Origin of the sequence: Glycomyces dulcitolivorans, from assembly GCF_003265355.1 — a bacterium.
Taxonomy (GTDB): Bacteria; Actinomycetota; Actinomycetes; order Mycobacteriales; family Micromonosporaceae; genus Glycomyces; species Glycomyces dulcitolivorans.
Window position 1 is genome coordinate 1 of record NZ_QFRW01000102.1, and the last position, 538, is coordinate 538.

Annotated in this window: 1 pseudogene; it reads left to right on the forward strand. The window is 79.7% G+C overall.

Going from position 1 to position 538, the window contains the following annotated elements:
• Positions 1–538, forward strand: a pseudogene (locus DI269_RS27070) (hypothetical protein); the annotation flags it as partial.

Below are 538 nucleotides of genomic sequence, written 5' to 3' on the forward strand. Positions count from 1 at the left end.
CCGCCGGCCCCCGAGCCGGTCGGCCGCGGCCGCGGACCCGCCCCCCGGGCGGCCGCACCGCAACACGACAACGAGGGCTTCGGCGACCTCCGCGGCGACGACGACGAGGGCTTCGGCTTCCTCGCCGGCCCGCCCGGCGACGACTACGACGACCCGTTCGCCAAGCGCGGCGGCGGCCAGGACTTCGGCGCGCCCCCGCCCCGCGGCGGCGGCCAGCAGGACTTCGGACGCGGCGACTTCGGCGGCGGCCGGGACGACTTCGGCCCGTCCCAGGACCAGTTCGCAGGCCCGCCCCAGGACCAGTTCGGCGGACCGCGCGACGACTTCGGGCCCGGCCGTGACGACTTCGGCCGCGACGACTTCAACCAGCAGCGGGGCCCCAACGGCGCCAACGGGTACGGCCCGCGCGGCGGCGCCCCCGAACCGGGCGTCTACGGCAGCGAGTACGGCGGCCCCCGCGGCCCCGAGTCGGTGCGCGGCGACTTCGCCCCGCCCGCGCAGGGCGGACCCCGCGCCGGAGGGCCCATGCACGACGGGC